Origin of the sequence: Devosia sp. SL43 (assembly GCF_021729885.1) — a bacterium.
Taxonomy (GTDB): Bacteria; Pseudomonadota; Alphaproteobacteria; order Rhizobiales; family Devosiaceae; genus Devosia.
Genome location: NZ_CP063401.1, coordinates 3,105,952 through 3,122,147 on the forward strand (window position 1 = coordinate 3,105,952; position 16,196 = coordinate 3,122,147).

Below are 16,196 nucleotides of genomic sequence, written 5' to 3' on the forward strand. Positions count from 1 at the left end.
CGCGGTACGGAGGAGACGTGTAGTGAAGATTGCCAAGGTCGAGACATTTCAGCTGACTTTTGACGAGGCCAAGCCGACCAACCGGTCCGCCTTCGTGCGGATCGAAACCGAGGATGGTCAGTTCGGCATGGGTGAGGCCTCCCCGATGCAGGGGGGCCGCGCCTCCCTCGTCATAGTGGCCGCCGACATGGCGCCATTCCTCATCGGCAAGGACATTTTCGACCACGCGGTGTTGCTGGATACGCTCTATCACAAATGCATCAAGCTTGGGCCGGAAGGGGCGACGACTGCCGCCCTCGCCGCACTCGACATTGCGCTCTGGGACCTCAAGGGCAAACTGCTTGGCCAGCCGATCCACAAGCTCCTGGGCGGCGCGTGGCGCACCAGCCTCACCTGCTACTCCTCCGTCGGCGGCAATGCCTGGCGCACCGTCGACCAAGTGGTGGAAGTGGTCGAGCGGCGCGTTGCCAAGGAGAAGCCGGCCGCCGTCAAGATCCGTTGGGATGGTGATCGCACCAAGCTCGACGTGGATATTCCCGGCGACATCGCCAAGGCCAAGGCGGTGCGCAAGGCGCTGGGCGACGACTTCGTGCTCGGGTTCGACGCCAATAATGGCTACTCGGTCGGCGGGGCAATCCGGGTTGGCCGGGCCCTGGAAGAGCTGGGCTATACCTGGTTCGAAGAGCCGGTGCAGCACTACCACGTCTCGGCCATGGGCGAAGTCGCCCAACGGCTCGACATCACGGTTTCTGCCGGTGAACAGACCTACACGCTGCAAGGCCTCAAGGATTTGATCAACGCCGGCGTCCGCATGGTTCAGCCCGATATCGTCAAGATGGGCGGCATTACCGGCATCATGCAGTGCGCGGCCATCGCCTACGCCCATGGCGTGGATCTGGTGCCGCACCAGACCCAGCCTTCGCTGGGGCATCTCGCAAATCTGCACGTGCTGTCCACCATCATGCATCTCAACAAGCCAGTCGAACTGGCGGACGGATGGGAACGGGCAGGCAGCGTATTCACCAACCCGTCCGAACCGGTGGACGGGCTGTTTCACCTACCGACCGCGCCTGGATTGGGCGCCCAATTCAATGCCGAAGAACTGAAGCGGAGAAGCATACCAATTTCCGCATAAGCCACACCAAGGGAGGAGAAACCTTATGGCTCTGTCGAGAAGACGTTTTCTGATCAATGCCGGGGCGGCCAGCGCGGCCGCAGGTATCGGACTGCATGTGCCGGCGGCCTTTGCCCAGGAGGACATGATCACCATCGCCCTGGCCGCGCGGGCGCCCACCGGCGTCAATCCCCAGCAAACCGGCCTGACAGGCGGTGACAACTGGGCGATTTACCAGGTGTTCAACACGCTCGTCCGCAACCCGGACGGGAAGTTCGCCAATCGACCCGAGGATTTCGAGCCAAGCCTGGCCGAGAGCTGGGAGCGTTCCGAAGACGCCAAGACCTGGACCTACAAGCTGCGCCAGGGCGTGCAGTTCCACAAAGGTTATGGTGAGATGACCTCCGAAGACGTGCTCTTCACCTTCGGTAGGCACCTTGATCCCGAGATCGTCACCGGCGGCAAGGTGAATTTCGGCAACATCGCCAGTGTCGATGCGCCCGACGCCTATACGGTCGTGTTCACGCTCAAGCGTCCTGATCCGCTGTTCAACGGCTCGGCCATATCGATCCTGACCGGATCGATCATCAGCAAGAAGGCCTTCGAGGAAAAGGGGGAGGGCTTCAACACCGATCCGGTCGGCACGGGCAGCTATGAAGTTGAAAGCTTCGATGAGACCCAAGGCATAACCCTGGTGGCCTTTGCCGAACATTTCGGCGAGCAGCCGGCGACGCCCAAGGTCCAGGTTTCGTTCATCGCCGATACCACGGCGCGTACGCTGGCCTTCGCTTCGGGGCAGGTGGACATGATCGAAGGCGTCCGGTCCCCGGGTTGGATTCCCACGATGCAACAGCGTTCGGCGGAAACGATCTTCGACGCCACCTCGCCAGGCAGCTTCAACACGCTGCATCTCAACCTGACCCGCGGCCCGCTTGACGATATTCGTGTGCGCCAGGCGATCCGCTACGCAATCGACAATGCGGCACTGGCCTCCGCCTACGGCCCTATGGCCAATCCTATGGTCGGCATCATCGCCTCCCAATTCGAGGGCTCGGTCACCAAGGAAGAACTGCCCCCCGAGCTGCAGTACAATTACGACCCAGAAAAGGCCAAGGCCCTACTCGCGGAGGCCGGCTATCCAAACGGCGTCGAGATCGCCTGCTACACCAGCCAGCGTGAAGACTATTCAGCCATCATGCTCATGGTTCAAGAGCAGTTGCGCACCGTGGGCATCACGCTGGCGCTCGACATCATCGATCATACCGCCTTCCATGCCGAGAACCGTGCCGACAAGAATGCCATGCCGCTCAATTCGTCGAGCTATGGCCCGGTGCCGCTCAATGTCTTTCTTCAGCAGGTATCGGCGGCGGCGGAGGTCAAAGCGGACGGCACCGGACAGGGCAATTTCAGCCACTATGGCGTTGCCATGCCCGGTATTGATGACCTGCTGACTCAGGCACAGGACGAACCTGACTTCGACAAGAGGACAGCGATCGTCAAGGAGATCGAAAAGAAGCTGCTGACGGATTTGCCGATCCTCGGGATCGTCACCCTGAGCTACGTGATCGCCCGCAATCCGCGGATCGACCTAGGCTTCCCGGTCGAAAGCGGCTTTGCCTACTGGCCGCTCAACAGGGCGCGTCGCACGGCCTGATCAGACGCGGCGCTCCCCCGGTGGGTGCGCCGCCGTCCCTAATGGCCGCCGTTGAGATGTAAGTCGGCCGGCGCCGTGCATCGGGTCATCCTTGTCGGAATGTGACAAAGCCGGATGCAACGGTCCACCCGGACACTGTGACCCAATACGGTTTGCTGGAGGCGAGAATGGCAAAATACCTACTGTTTCGGTTGGCAGACGCAGTGCCCACGATATTTCTGGTTCTGCTGCTGGTCTTCATCGCCATGCGCATCCTGCCAGGCGATCCGGCCGTCGCGGCCCTCGGTGAAATGGCCACCCCTGAGCAACTGCAGCTGTTTCGGGTCCGGATGGGGCTCAATGATCCCCTGTGGCTGCAGTTTCTCAACTTCCTCAAGGGAGTGTTTACACTAGACCTTGGCACATCGATGATGAGCAACAAGGATGTTGTGGGGCTGATCCTACTCAACTTGCCCTATACGATCGAGTTGACCATCGTCGCCATGCTCATGGGCCTGACGGTCGGTGTTCCCCTTGGCGTTCTTGCGGCCACCAACCGGAACAAACTGCCCGATAGCGGCGTCCGCGTTTTCTCGCTGATCGGCTATGCCATCCCTGATTTCTATCTCGGAGCGCTGCTGCTGATCACCTTTTCGCTCAACCTGGGCTGGTTTCCGATCAATGGCGGCGGCGATGGATTTGTCGACCGCATGTACCACGTCTTCCTGCCAGCACTGACGCTGGCCTTCGTGAAGGCAGCCTTCATCGGCCGGCTCACCCGGACCTCGTTGCTCGAGGTTCTCAGCAAGGACTATGTGCGCACCGCGCGGGCAAAGGGCGCCAAGGAAAACAGGGTGATCTACCGGCACGGCTTGCGCAACGCTCTGCTACCGCTGACCACCGGGCTGGGCCTGAGCATGCTGGCGACACTTTCAGGCTCGGTGGCCATCGAGATGGTCTTCAACCGTCCCGGCATCGGCAAGCTGCTGATCAGCGCGATCTCCGAGCGCGACTATGCAGTGATCCAGGGTGGCGTTGTCGTCTTTGCCATGTTCGTCGTGGTGATCAACCTGCTGATGGACCTACTCTACATCGTCGTCGATCCTCGAATCCGGATGAAATGATGACCACTCTCACCGAGACTTCGCCCCATCTGCTGGCTCCCGAGCCCAACATATTCCACACGATCAGGGACGTTCTGCTTGGTCGCCCCGGCACCATCGTGGCAGTGGTCATCATCGTTCTGCTCGCTTTGATCGCGATCTTCGCACCGATGCTGGCGCCCTACGATCCGCTGACCCAGTCCATGCTCAAGATCAATCGCCTGCCGAGCTGGGAAAACTGGCTGGGGACCGATCAATTCGGACGCGACGTGCTGTCACGCATGATCTACGGCTCGCGTAACTCCCTGATCTTCGGATTGATCTCGCCGTTCTCTGCGGCGGTGATCGGCACGACGCTCGGCGTCATTGCCGGCTATTTTGGCGGTGTCATCGACCGTGTGATCTCGCGGATCGTGGATCTGCTGCTGGCGTTCCCCGAGTTGCTCCTTGCTATCATGATCGCGGCAGTACTTGGCGGTGGCTTCTGGAACGTCATCGTCGTCATCACCATTGCCTTCGTGCCCGGATTTGCTCGCGTGGCCCGGGCACAGACCATGGCGGTCAAGCACGAGCCTTATGTGGAGGCCGCGATTTCCGTGGGCGTGCGGACGCCGATCATCATTTTCCGACACATCGTTCCCAACATTATGGCACCGGTCGTCGTCCTGATGATGCTGTGGGTGGCGTCGGCCATTCGCCTCGAGGCCTCGCTGAGCTTTCTGGGCATAGGCACTCAGGCACCCAATCCGAGCTGGGGCAACATCATCCGCGACGGTTTGAACAATATCTTTGGGTCGCCCTGGCCAATCATTGGTGCCGGCGCCGCCATCACACTGGTGGTGCTGGCGTTCAACCTGGTCGGCGACGCGGTGCGCGATGCACTTGACCCATCGACGTCCCAATAGCGATGCAAGGAGCGAATTCATGACGCAGCCAGTGCCAGCCGAGCCCGTGCTTGCGGTCAAGAATCTCAAGACGTCCTTTCAAACCAAGTCAGGCCGCATCCAGATCGTCAAAGGCATTTCGTTCGAGATCGGCGCCTGCGAAACGCTCTGCGTCGTCGGCGAGTCCGGCTCGGGCAAGAGTGTCACGGCGCTCTCGATCATGCGGCTGCTCGACCCGCAGTCGAGCATGATCGATGGCTCGGTCAAGCTGGGTGGGCGCGAGCTTCTCACGCTCCCGGAAGCCCAGATGCGTTCGGTGCGCGGTCGACAGATGGGCATGATCTTCCAGGAGGCCCTGACCAGCCTCAACCCGCTCGTCACCGTCGGCGAGCAAATTGCCGAGACGTTGATCATTCACGGGATGGATGGATCGGCCGCTCGTGCCGAAGCCGTGCGAATGCTGGAAAAGGTCCGTATTCCTGCGGCCAAGGACCGCGCCAACGAGCTTCCGCACAACCTGTCGGGTGGCATGCGCCAGCGGGTCATGATCGCCATGGCACTGGCATGCAAGCCGCAGCTGTTGATCGCGGACGAGCCGACCACCGCGCTCGACGTCACCATTCAGGCCCAGATTTTGCAGTTGATCAAGCAACTGCAGCAGGAAGAGGGGATGGGTGTCCTGTTCATCACCCATGACATGGGCGTTGTGGCGGAAATCGCTGACCGTACTGTGGTCATGTTGGGTGGCGAAGTGGTCGAGCAAGGCCCAACCGAAGGCATCTTCGATGCGGCTCAAAGCTCATACACCAAGACCCTGATTGCTGCCGTACCACGACTGGGCTCGATGAAGGGTAACGGCCAACCGGAACATTTTCCGGTCGTCGATCGAAAGACCGGCATCCTGCGGGTTTCGGAGCCGAGGCCGGACACAGTCGATCATGCAGGCCAACCATCCCTGTCAGTCAAGAACCTGGTGAAGCGCTTCGATCTTGGCCGCGGGTTCTTCGGAGGCGTCCATGGCCGCGTACATGCGGTCGAAAACGTCTCCTTCGACCTGCAACCCGGAGAGACGCTTTCCCTGGTCGGCGAGTCAGGATGCGGCAAGTCAACCACGGGTCGCGCCATCATGAGGCTGATCGAGCCTCAGAGCGGCCAGATCGCCATTGACGGCACGGACATCATGGCGCTGGACAAGGAGCGCATGCGCGACATGCGGCGCCATATCCAGATGATCTTCCAGGATCCGTTTGCAAGCCTCAACCCTCGCATACGTGTCGGAGATGCCGTTGCCGAGCCCTATCTCACCCATCGATTGGGGACCAAGAGCCAGGCGCGGTCGAAAGTGGCGGAGCTACTTGAACAGGTCGGGCTCGACCCGGACGTGGCCAACCGCTATCCGGCCCAGTTCTCGGGTGGTCAGCGCCAGCGCATCTGCATCGCCCGGGCGCTATCACTCAACCCCAAGGTGATCGTCGCCGACGAATCCGTTTCCGGGCTCGATGTCTCCATCAAAGCCCAAGTGGTGAACCTGTTGTTGGATCTGCAGCAGAAGTTCGGTCTCTCGTACCTCTTCATTTCTCACGACATGGCCGTGGTGGAGCGGATGAGTCACAAGGTGGCCGTGATGTATCTAGGGGAGATCGTCGAGATGGGGCCGGCGGCAGCAGTCTTCAAGGCGCCACAGCATCCCTACACCAAGCGGCTGATAGCTGCAGTACCCGTACCGGATCCCTCCCGCCGCAAGCAGGTGCGACAACTCTCCACCGAGGAGATCAAGAGCCCCATTCGCTCGGCGGACTTTGTCCCTCCGCAACGGACATACACAACTGTAAGCCCCGGCCACATCGTGCAGAACTGGGATGCGGACTGGAAAGTCTAGGACGCTTACCGGCGTAGCAATAGGCCAAGTGCTGATTGCCTGGCGCTATTTGCGGCCCGGCCGCCATGCCAGCAGTCGCATGGCGTTGAGTGTCACCAGCACGGTGGCCCCAGTATCGGCAAGGATTGCCGGCCACAGTCCGGTAACGCCGATAATGGTGGTAGCGAGGAAGATCGCCTTCAGTCCCAGCGATACGGCGATATTCTGCCAGATATTGCCCATGGTCGCCTTGGACAGCTCTATCATCTCGGCAATGTCGAGCACGCGGCCATGTAGTACTGCCGCATCGGCCGTTTCGAGCGCCACATCGGTGCCGCCACCCATCGCGATGCCGATGTCGGCTGCCGCCAGCGCAGGCGCATCATTGATGCCGTCGCCGACCTTGGCCACGACCTGGCCCTGAGCCTGCAACTCGCGAACGATACGCTGCTTGTCCTCCGGCAGAAGGCCGGCATGGACGTCGATGCCCAGCGTCGAGCCAATGGCCCTGGCCGTCCGCTCATTGTCGCCCGTCAGCATGACAATCCCGATCCCGGCAGCCTTGAGGGCCGTAATGCCGGCCAATGCATCTTCCCGAGGTTCGTCACGAATGGCGAAGATCCCCGCGATCTCGCCACCCACGACAAGCACCGAGACGGTCTTGCCGGCGTCGTTGAACCCATCGATCGTCGCCTGCAGCTCGGGCGTGATCGTCGCCCGCTCGGCCGCCGCGCCGGGCGAGGCGAGGAACACCTCCTCACCACCCACCTTGCCGGAAACCCCCTTGCCGGCGATTGCCTTGGCGCTTGCGGCAGGTGGCACAGCTGCTTTGTCGGTCTTGGCCCTGGCCAGGACGGCGACCGCCAGCGGATGGCTCGATCCGATTTCCAGCGCCGCTGCCAATGACAGCACTTTGCTCTCACTTCTGCCGATGCCGACGATATCGGTGACCTGCGGCTTGCCCTCGGTAAGCGTCCCGGTCTTGTCCAGAGCCACCATGGTGATCGCACGCAGGCCTTCGAGCACCGCCCCGCCCTTGAGCAACAGTCCGCGGCGGGCGCCTGCCGACAGGGCTGCAGCAATGGCGGCCGGCGTGGATATCACCAACGCGCACGGACAGCCGATGAGCAGGATGGCGAGCCCTTTATAGATCCATTCGTCCCATGACCCACTCAACAGCAACGGCGGCACTACCGCCACCAGGGCGCCGGCCACTAGCACGCCGGGCGTATAGTAGGTCGAAAACCTGTCGATGAACCGCGCCGTCGGCGCCTTGCTCTCCTGCGCCTCCTCCACCAGCCGCACCACGCGGGCGATTGTGTTGTCACTAGCGGTCGCGGTCACCCGGACCTTCAGAACAGTGTCGGTATTGATGGTTCCGGCGAACACCTGGTCCCCCACCCGCTTGGTCTTGGGCACGCTCTCGCCGGTCACGGGAGACTCATCGATGGCGCTCTGACCTTCCACGATATCTCCATCGGCCGGGATGCGATCTCCTGGGCGCACCATGATGATGGCGTTCAAGGCGAGGCCGGCCGCCGGCACTTCGCTTGTCTTATCGCCCTCGACCAGCAGCGCTGTCTTGGGCACGAGATCGGCCAGCCCCTTGATGCTTGCGCGGGCCCGGCTCGCGGCGACGCCTTCCAGAAGTTCGCCAACGAGGAACAGCAGCACCACTGTGGCAGCTTCTTCGGTGGCGCCGATAATGACGGCGCCGACCGAGGCGATAGTCATCAGGGTCTCGATCGAAAACGGCGTTCCCGACATCGTACCGGCCACCGCGCGCCGGGCGACTGGTACGAGGCCAACCAAAAGGGCCGCGAGAAACGCCCAATGCCCGATCTCGGGCAGCACGCGACCGATGAGATAGGCAGCAATCAGAGCCAGGCCACATGCCAGCGTCAGTACGGCCTTGCGCGTCTTCCACCATGGGCCGTCACCCAGCTGGAAATGGCTCTCCCCGCCCGCATGCTCATCTCCGTCACGATGATCATGAATTGCATGATCATGCCGGTCCGTCGCGGCGGGCGCCGCCGCACCATCCGGCGCCAGACTATAGCCCAGCGACTTGACCGCCCTTTGGATCGCGGCGAACGGCACTGCATCGTGAACCACGTTTAGCGTCCCGGCAGTGAAGCTCGCGCCGACCTCGGAGACGCCCGGGATGCGGCTAACGGCCGTTTCGATCTTTGCGGCGCAGGCTGCGCAGTCCATGCCGCCCACGCGGTATCTTGTCTTGACTGGCTCCGTCACGCTCGGTCCTTTCATTCGATTCCGTGCAATGTTAATTCCTCTAGCCACTAGAGAAGCAAGGGCCGTTGTATGGAATTTCCGATCGGCGAGCTGTCGCGCCGGACCGCGGTCAAGGTGCCGACGATCCGTTACTACGAGCAGATCGGTTTGCTTCCGGAGGCGCCTCGCACCGAAGGAAACCGCCGGCTCTACGGGAAATCCGAGGTTGACCGCCTCAACTTCATCCGCCATTCGCGCGAGCTTGGTTTCGAAATTGAAGACATCCGCGGACTGTTGGCTATGGCAGCGCAGCCGCAATCGTCCTGTCACCAGGTCGACAGCATCGCCAACAATCACCTCGCCGAGATCGATCGTCGCATCGCCAGCCTGACGGCACTCAAAGCCGAGCTCTCTCGGATGATTGACGAGTGTGGCCATGGGCGCGTTTGCGACTGCCGCATCATTGAGGCTCTGGCAGATCACGGCCAATGTCGATCGGAACATTGAGCAGAGATCGAAACTCACGGAATCTAGCTCAGCGGCCCATCGCTGGTCGAACCAGTTAAAAGGCGGCGATCTGCCTCACGATGCCGCCTTTGGAGCTGCATCTTGGCGCCTCCTGGCACGCCGAAGGAGCCGTTGGTGGGCATATCTGCTGAACCACTGACCAACGAGATCTTTGCTCGGTAGGTACAGAGGCGGACAGCTCGGCAATGAAGACAATCTTGCCGTTGGCGGTGCACTCTGTGATTGGACGCGTGGGCGTCCCTTGGTAAGCGTGGACCACAGGTCACGGGAATCACTCATGCCGCGCATCGCCAAGCTTGATCGACTGCTCGCCGTCCTGCGCGAGCGCGTATTTCTGCCGAGCGGAACGTTCGTGCCGCTGCGCTACCGGCCTGCCGGAAATGACGAACGGTCCAGCGTCGTACGGCAGGGCCAAGACGATTGGTCAGCTGTCGACGACAGCCTCGTCTGGGGCGAACCGGACGGCTATTATTGGTTCGGTGGCCAGGTCACCATACCCGAGAGCCTAGCCGGGCAATCGGTATTCTGCCGCGTCCACGCACAGTTCGGTTCGGTGATGGGTCGCAGCGACCCGCAGCTGCTGGTGCGGATCAATGGACGGATCGCACAGGGTGGCGACGGCAATCACCGCGAGTTCCGGCTGGCCGCGGCGGCGCAGCCCGGTCAGCAATACGATATCCTTGTCGAGGCTGGGACCATCGAAAACCGGCGCCAGCTTGGCTTTGCCATAGAGCTGGTGCAGCACGACCGACTGGCAGAGACGGTCTATTACGATCTCAAGGTGCCGCTCGACGTGGCGCGGCTGCTCAAGGCCGACGACGCCCGCCGCGCCCGCCTGCTGCGCCATATCGACGAGGCCATCGACCTGATCGATTTCCGGCCCGGCCATCCCGAGCGTTTTTCTGCCAGCCTGCGAGAAGCACAGGCGCGAGCCGACGCCCTCTATGCGGAGGCCGATGCCGACGCGATGCCCGAAATCGTCGCAACCGGTCACACCCATATCGACGTCGCCTGGCTCTGGCGTGTACGCGAAACGCGCCAGAAAATGGCACGCTCCATGGCCAATGCGCTGGCCTTGATGGACGAGTATGACGACTACCGCTTCATGTATAATCAGGGCGTGCTGCTCGACTATCTCGAGCAGGACTATCCCGAACTGTTCGAGCGGATCGGCGGCCAGGTCGAGGCCGGTCGCTTCGAGATTGAGGGCGCGCTGTGGCTCGAGCCTGATGTGGTCATCGCCTCCGGCGAGAGCCTGGTCCGTCACATCACCAAGGGCGTGCGCTACCATCAGTCCAAGTTCGGCGTGACGCCACACATCGTCTGGCTGCCCGATACCTTTGGCTACACGGCGGCCCTGCCGCAGCTGATGGCGCTGTCCGGGCTCGACATGTTCATCACCCACAAGATGAGCTGGAACGATACCAACCGGATGCCGCACGAAATCTTCTTCTGGCAGGGGCTGGATGGCACGCGGGTGCCGGCCTATTTCCTCACGACGCAGCGCTACGAATCTGACTCGATCAACACGACCTACTGTCCTGACCTGGTTCCCAGCCATGTGATGGGCACCTGGAAACGCTTCAGCCAGCAGGGCCTGCATGATGAGCTGTTTCTGGTCTATGGCCATGGCGACGGCGGCGGCGGACCGACACGCGGCATGCTGGAAAATGTGCGCCGGATGGAGCGCGGCATTCCCGGCTGCCCCAAGATCAAGCACGAGCCGATGGGACCCTATTTCCGGCGGCTGGCCGACCGCATGCAGCGCGAGCCAGAGGCTTTCCCGAGCTGGGTTGGCGAGCTCTATCTCGAATACCACCGGGGCACGCTGACCTCTGTCGCCAAGAACAAGCGCAACAATCGCCTCGCCGAGCAGACGCTGCACGAGCTCGAACTGCTCGCGGTCATGGCGCGCCAGCAGGGCCTCGCCTATCCCCGCGAGGAACTGGAGCGGCTGTGGGAAATCGTGCTGCTCAACCAGTTCCACGACATCCTCCCGGGCACCTCGATCGGCTTCGTCTACGAGGACAGCGACCGCGAGTATGCTGATTTCTTTGCGGCAGCCACGGCAATGACCGCACGACTGGGGGGCACGCTGGCGCCTACGGGCGGACATGCCGTCCTCAACGCCACGAGCCGCAAGCGCGATGATCTGTTGATCCTGCCAAACCACGTCACCGCCGCGACGTTTGGCGGAGAGGTCGTTGCGGCACAGGTCATCATCCTCGCAGATGGCACGACAGCATCGGCCCTGCCGGTCACCGATATCGGAGGGCTGACGGTCCTGCCGATTGTGCTTGGTGGCCAGTCGGCCACGCTGCCGCCGTCCGCGCTCACCGTGTCGCCGACCGGGCTTGAGAACACGGTTCTGCGCGCTGAGTTCAATGCGCTGGGGCAGTTGGTGTCGCTCTTCGACAAGCAGCGAAATCGCGAGGCCATCCTTCCCGGCAAGGTCGGAAATGCCCTGGTCGCTCACCAGGACATCCCGATCGACTATGACGCCTGGGACATTGACGACTATGTCGAGGACAAGAGCTGGCCAGTGGATCGGCTGGTCAGCGCTGAAGTCGTGGAAACCGGGCCCTATCGCGCCGCCATCCGCTTCGAATGGACCTATGAGCGTTCCCGTATCGTGCAGGTGGTATCGCTGATCGAGGGCGCGGCGCAGCTTGAGTTCGACACGCATGTCGATTGGCACGAGCAGCAGACGCTGCTCAAGGTTGGGTTCCCGCTCGCGATCCGCAGCGATGTCAGCCGCGCCGAAACCCAGTTCGGCCACCTCACGCGCCCCACTCATGCCAATACCAGCTGGGACAAGGCCCGCTTCGAGACCTCGATGCATCGCTGGGTCGATATCAGCGAGGCGGGCTTTGGCGTCGCCGCGCTCAATGACTGCAAGTATGGTTATGACGCCAAGGGCAGCACGCTGCGGCTGACGTTGGTCAAGTCGCCGGTTTTTCCGTGGCCGCAAGCCGATCAGGGCGAGCATCGCTTCCGCTATGCACTGCTGCTGCATGGCGGCGACTTGCAGGCTGTCCACAATGCCGCCACGGCCTTCAACGCCCCGCTGCGCCTGTTGGTGGGAACTGGCACTGGCTGGACCGCTGCACCAGTCGCCACGCTCGACAGCGACCAGGTGACCATCGAAACGGTCAAGGCGGCGGAGACGGGCGAGGGTGTGGTGCTGCGGCTTTGGGAGAACCAGGGCAGGGCGACGACCGTCGCGCTGACCCTGCCGAGCGCTGCACGGATCAGTGAGACGGACCTATTCGAAAGCGAATTGTCGTTGCTTGCCGACGGAGGCACCGAAGTTACGATCGCCTTCCGCCCGTTCCAGATCAGATCGCTGCTTGTCCGCTGAACCCAAGCTTGCGGCGCGCCGCGCGCTCTCCTACCGTCTTCCCACTACCGACGTCACTCCAGGATACGCCTGATGATTCCCGCTCTGCCCGACAGCCTGCCGCCGCCCGCCTCACGGACTGTGGGGCAGTGGCTCAAGGGCGACTGGCACATGCATTGCCGGCACAGCACCGATTCCACCAACAATCCGCAATCCCGGATAATCGGCTTTGCCGAGCGCATGGGGTTCGACTATCTCGTCATCACCGACCATGATGTGCATGTCCAAGGTTCGGTGGCGCAGCATACCTGGGCCGATCCGGAATACCGATCGGACTCGCTGCTGCTGTTCTATGGCGCAGAACTGACGGCGCCGCGTGGCCACGTCAACGTCCTCTCGCCTGAGCCCTACGATCACCAGCGCGTCTTCGATGCCCGCAATGCCCGCGACTGGGACCTGCTGCAACTCAAGCAGGAGCTCGGCATACACTGGTCCGCCAATCACCCCAACCACAAGAACCACTACGGCTTCTCGTGGGACCTCGCTGATTCCGTCGAGATATGGAACACCAGCATCTGGCCCAAGAACATCATCAGCGTCCGCATGTGGGACGATCAGCTGCTCTCGGGCCGCATGTTGGGCGCACGCGGTGGCAGCGATGCCCATCACGGCATCCCCGAAGATCCCGCTCTGATCGTGCCGCAGACCATCGAGGGCTCGGCCAACTATGTCGGCACGCCAACGACCTGGATTTTCGCCACGGCCCGGACCAAGGAAGCAATTCTGGTCGCGCTCGAAAGTGGTCGCGCCTCGGTCAGCTCCAATCCGTACAATCCCCGCGTCGAATTCTACGCCGATCCGGACGGCACCGGGCAGTTCGCCATGATGATGGGCGACAATGTGAAGCCCGATGGCACGCCGGTGACCTTTGAAGTGCGGCTGGTCGGAGGCGGCATTGCCGGAGCCGCCTACAAGGTCCGCGTCATCAAGAATCGTGAGGAATTCGCCACGCTCGTCACCGATGCCGCGAGCCGATCGGTGCGTTTCACCGATACGCCGCGATCCGACCAACGCAGCTACTATCGGGTCGAGGTGGAGGGTCCGCAGGCGCCCTATCCGGAGGTGCCCAATTCCATGGCGCGGAGTCAGAACATGGTGGCTTTGTCCAATCCGCTCTATTTCAACTACGATCCCAGCTTCTAGCCCGCCGGAGACATTGCCGTGGTGCGCGACCCGAGCCGCAAAGTAGGGATCAAGGACGTCGCCGGGGCAGCCGATGTCGCCGTGTCGACAGTGTCCCACGTTCTCAACGGCACCGCGCCAATCTCGGCCGAAGTGCGCGATCGGGTCCTCAACGCAGCCAATGCCCTGGGCTACCTAGCGCGGCGGCGGGAAAAGGCCAGCATCGCCGTGCTGCGCTCAGTGCTGCTGGCGGTGCCCAGCGATACCCTGCCGCACAATGAGCACAACCTCTTTTCCTGGACGCTGCTCAGTGCCCTGACACGGGAATGCGAGCGCCGGGCCATTCGTGTCGTCCCCCTTGAGATCGACAAGCCGGTCGTGAGTGGCGCCCGCGTGGTGGAGATGGCCCGGGCGGCGGATGTGGACGGGATTCTCCTGCTGAGTGAAGATCGGTCCGACCTGCTGCAGGAGATTGCCGCCTCGCGCATTCCGGCCGTGCTGATGAATGGCGAAGATCAGGAGATGCAGGTCGACAGCGTCACGCCGGGCAACCGCTTTGGCGCCCGCTATGCCACCAACTGGCTGATCGGCCAGGGCCACCGCAATATCATGCATCTGAGTTGGGAAGGCCGCTCCACGGTGCGCCGCCGCCGCGACGGTTTTCTTGATGCCTTCCGGGTCAACGGCCTGTCACTCGACACCGCACATGTCCATCTAGCCGAGGGCTACCTGCCCGAATTGGGTGGCCGCGCTATAGAGAGCTGGCTGGACCGCCATAATGGGTTGGGGGGCATCACGGCCATTTTTTGTGCTGCCGATAACCTGGCGCTGGGCGTGATGGCTGCCCTGGGCAGAGCCGGCATCAGGATGCCGCAGGACGTGTCCATCGTCGGCTTTGACGGCGTAGCGATCGGTGAGTTTACCTCCCCGGCCTTGACCACAGTCAGCGTGCCGCTCGAACATATGGGGCCTGCGGCTCTGCATCTGCTTGAGCAGCGCATCGTCAACGCGTCACTGAACCCTCCAGCGCATCGCCTCGAACTGGGATGCCGGCTCACCATCCGAAGCAGCGCCCGCATGATCGGCTGATCAGCGCGAGGGCAGCGCGCCGAACAGGTCATCGAGCAGCTGGCCGCGTGCCAGCTTCAGCGCGCCAAGCAGGCCAGCACGGCTCCCGCTGCGGCTGCGCACGATACTGACCGGCCTCAGCCAGGTGGAGGCGACCAGGCTTGAGACACGCTGGATGAATTCGGGCCGCGCCCCGATGCTGCCACCGAACACGACGAGATCAGGATCGAGCAATGCCAGGAGCGCCAGAACGGCACGCGCCACATGCTCCGCCGCCTGATCCAGGACCCACAATGCGCTCGCTGAGCCAGCCTCGGCGGCCGTGAAGATGTCGCGCACCGTATGAGTGGGGTCCCCGCCCGCAGCGACATAGGCGTGCCGGATGCCCGTCTCTCCCACTTGCTCTTCCAGCGATGGGATGCCCGGTGCATCGATCCGCCAGAGCGGCATATAACCAACTTCGCCTGCGCCGCCATGGGCGCCGCGCAGCAGCTGGCCGTTGATCATCAGCGCTCCCCCTATACCGGTCCCGAGGGCAATGAATGCCGCATTCTGCCGATCGGGAGCGCCGTCCTGCCCGACTTCTGCCAACAGAGCGAGATTGACGTCATTGTCGATCAGTATGTCGACGCGCAGGGCGTCTTGCAGGCCTGCCAGGAGGTTGCCGCCTTCCAGCCCTGGCAGATTGCCCGCCAGGCTCAGATCGGCTGTGAGGGGATGCACGGCGGCCGGGACGCCAACCGCCGCGGTGCGTAGCCGGAACCGGGGGATGCTGGCCGTCCGGCACAGCGCGTCCGCCATGCGGGCAAGCTGCGCGATCAAGTCCGTCGCGCCGGTTTGGGCGGTGGGCTCGGTCAGTTCGGCAAGCACCTCGCCGCGCAGGTCGGCAATGGCCCCGGCGACCTTGGTGCCGCCAATGTCGAACCCAAGTACCAGCGCAGCGTCCGCCTGTAGCGCGTAGGACAGCTGCGAGCGTCCCGGTGCCCCGCCGAGCTGCCCCTCGACCTTGACCATGCCGAGCTTCTCGAGACTTGCCAACAATTCGGACACCGCCAGTTTCGACAGGCCTACCCGCTGCGACAGTGCCGGACGTTGCAGGGGTTCGCCGGTCATCATCGTTTCGACCAGCAGCCGTAAGTAACCAGCTTGTGAATTTTTTCGCGCCGATAGCGGTGCCAACGCAGCCGGGCTGTTGGGGCCTCTACGTGCTTGATTCAGCTGCCAATCTTCCATTCAAGCTCCCCGCTGAACATC

Annotated in this window: 11 protein-coding genes; 9 read left to right on the top strand and 2 right to left on the bottom strand. The window is 62.6% G+C overall.

The window, feature by feature from the left end:
- Positions 1-22: 22 nt before the first annotated feature.
- The 5 genes from IM737_RS15300 to IM737_RS15320 all read left to right on the top strand — a co-directional run bounded on the left by IM737_RS15300 (position 23) and on the right by IM737_RS15320 (position 6,613).
- Positions 23-1,135, top strand: a complete 1,113-nt coding sequence (locus tag IM737_RS15300) for a mandelate racemase/muconate lactonizing enzyme family protein (protein WP_236895249.1) — start codon at positions 23-25, stop codon at positions 1,133-1,135.
- A gap of 25 nt (positions 1,136-1,160) precedes the next feature.
- Entirely contained in the window at positions 1,161-2,768 is a 1,608-nt protein-coding gene (locus IM737_RS15305) for an ABC transporter substrate-binding protein (protein WP_236895250.1), read from the top strand.
- 167 nt (positions 2,769-2,935) lie between these two features.
- Positions 2,936-3,871 carry an ABC transporter permease gene (locus IM737_RS15310; protein ID WP_236895252.1) on the top strand — a complete coding sequence of 312 codons (936 nt, stop codon included), beginning with the start codon at positions 2,936-2,938 and terminating at the stop codon, positions 3,869-3,871.
- Positions 3,871-4,755, top strand: a complete 885-nt coding sequence (locus IM737_RS15315) for an ABC transporter permease (protein WP_236895253.1) — start codon at positions 3,871-3,873, stop codon at positions 4,753-4,755. Before IM737_RS15310 ends, IM737_RS15315 begins: the two co-directional genes overlap by 1 nt.
- Before the next feature lie 19 nt (positions 4,756-4,774).
- Complete coding sequence (locus tag IM737_RS15320; RefSeq protein WP_236895255.1) at positions 4,775-6,613, top strand: ABC transporter ATP-binding protein; 1,839 nt, start codon at positions 4,775-4,777, stop codon at positions 6,611-6,613.
- 45 nt (positions 6,614-6,658) lie between these two features.
- On the opposite strand, the gene IM737_RS15325 is transcribed toward IM737_RS15320, so the two are convergent.
- Entirely contained in the window at positions 6,659-8,860 is a 2,202-nt protein-coding gene (locus tag IM737_RS15325) for a heavy metal translocating P-type ATPase (RefSeq protein ID WP_442874141.1), read from the bottom strand.
- 54 nt (positions 8,861-8,914) lie between these two features.
- On the opposite strand from IM737_RS15325, the gene IM737_RS15330 reads away from it, so the two are divergent.
- The 4 genes from IM737_RS15330 to IM737_RS15345 all read left to right on the top strand — a co-directional run bounded on the left by IM737_RS15330 (position 8,915) and on the right by IM737_RS15345 (position 14,963).
- Entirely contained in the window at positions 8,915-9,331 is a 417-nt protein-coding gene (locus IM737_RS15330) for a MerR family transcriptional regulator (RefSeq protein WP_236895257.1), read from the top strand.
- Positions 9,332-9,629: 298 nt separating this feature from the next.
- The gene (locus tag IM737_RS15335) at positions 9,630-12,713 is read left to right on the top strand and encodes an alpha-mannosidase (protein ID WP_236895259.1); all 3,084 of its coding nucleotides are present in this window, start codon (positions 9,630-9,632) and stop codon (positions 12,711-12,713) included.
- Between the two features lie 72 nt (positions 12,714-12,785).
- Positions 12,786-13,895: a CehA/McbA family metallohydrolase gene (locus IM737_RS15340; RefSeq protein WP_236895261.1), complete on the top strand. Its 1,110-nt coding sequence runs from the start codon at positions 12,786-12,788 to the stop codon at positions 13,893-13,895.
- 18 nt (positions 13,896-13,913) lie between these two features.
- A complete protein-coding gene (locus IM737_RS15345; RefSeq protein WP_236895263.1) occupies positions 13,914-14,963 on the top strand; it encodes a LacI family DNA-binding transcriptional regulator in 1,050 nt (349 codons plus the stop codon).
- Here the strand turns inward: IM737_RS15345 and IM737_RS15350 are convergent, their stop codons facing one another.
- Positions 14,964-16,055: an ROK family protein gene (locus tag IM737_RS15350; RefSeq protein WP_236895265.1), complete on the bottom strand. Its 1,092-nt coding sequence runs from the start codon at positions 16,053-16,055 to the stop codon at positions 14,964-14,966. It lies immediately after the preceding gene.
- Positions 16,056-16,196: the final 141 nt, after the last annotated feature.

Excerpts from the sequence above, each read along its gene's own strand:
- IM737_RS15305 (WP_236895250.1), top strand. The coding sequence starts at position 1,161 with ATGGCTCTGTCGAGAAGACGTTTTCTGATCAATGCCGGGGCGGCCAGC.
- IM737_RS15310 (WP_236895252.1), top strand. The coding sequence starts at position 2,936 with ATGGCAAAATACCTACTGTTTCGGTTGGCAGACGCAGTGCCCACGATA.
- IM737_RS15315 (WP_236895253.1), top strand. The coding sequence starts at position 3,871 with ATGACCACTCTCACCGAGACTTCGCCCCATCTGCTGGCTCCCGAGCCC.
- IM737_RS15320 (WP_236895255.1), top strand. The coding sequence starts at position 4,775 with ATGACGCAGCCAGTGCCAGCCGAGCCCGTGCTTGCGGTCAAGAATCTC.
- IM737_RS15325 (WP_442874141.1), bottom strand. The coding sequence starts at position 8,860 with ATGAAAGGACCGAGCGTGACGGAGCCAGTCAAGACAAGATACCGCGTG.
- IM737_RS15330 (WP_236895257.1), top strand. The coding sequence starts at position 8,915 with ATGGAATTTCCGATCGGCGAGCTGTCGCGCCGGACCGCGGTCAAGGTG.
- IM737_RS15335 (WP_236895259.1), top strand. The coding sequence starts at position 9,630 with ATGCCGCGCATCGCCAAGCTTGATCGACTGCTCGCCGTCCTGCGCGAG.
- IM737_RS15340 (WP_236895261.1), top strand. The coding sequence starts at position 12,786 with ATGATTCCCGCTCTGCCCGACAGCCTGCCGCCGCCCGCCTCACGGACT.
- IM737_RS15350 (WP_236895265.1), bottom strand. The coding sequence starts at position 16,055 with ATGACCGGCGAACCCCTGCAACGTCCGGCACTGTCGCAGCGGGTAGGC.